This window comes from Pseudomonas sp. 2822-15, from assembly GCF_002742515.1.
Classification (GTDB): Bacteria; Pseudomonadota; Gammaproteobacteria; order Pseudomonadales; family Pseudomonadaceae; genus Aquipseudomonas; species Aquipseudomonas salomonii.
On the sequence record NZ_LJRY01000113.1, the window covers coordinates 1 to 348 of the forward strand.

A 348-nucleotide genomic window follows, 5' to 3' on the forward strand; every position below is an offset into this window, starting at 1 on the left:
TCAGCAACACCACCGTTTGGAGTAGATATATTTACCGCTAGTGCGGTGTTTAATAAGTCCTATTTAGATGTTATAAGGGGTACACCACCTTATATTGTCATGTTGGTCGTTGTAGCCATATTAGTCATACTATTTGAAGACATCTCACTCTTCTTAATTCGTTAATACATAGGAGAGCAGATGACTTTTAAATAAAAAAATTTTTTTGGGGGTAATTAAAGATATGTTTAAGTCAAAGAAAACAAATTTCTTAGCTGGTACAGCACTTAGTCTTAGTCTTTTACTAGCAGCATGTGGTGGAGACGATAATGGAGCTGATGATGGTGCAGAAGTAGACACTGGTAACGG

At 36.5% G+C, this 348-nt stretch carries 1 protein-coding gene; it reads left to right on the forward strand.

The features are described from left to right. Positions 1 to 45 precede the first annotated feature (45 nt). Positions 46 to 165 (forward strand): hypothetical protein, encoded by a 120-nt coding sequence (locus AOA59_RS00675; RefSeq protein WP_371919051.1) that lies wholly within the window; start codon positions 46 to 48, stop codon positions 163 to 165. Positions 166 to 348: the final 183 nt, after the last annotated feature.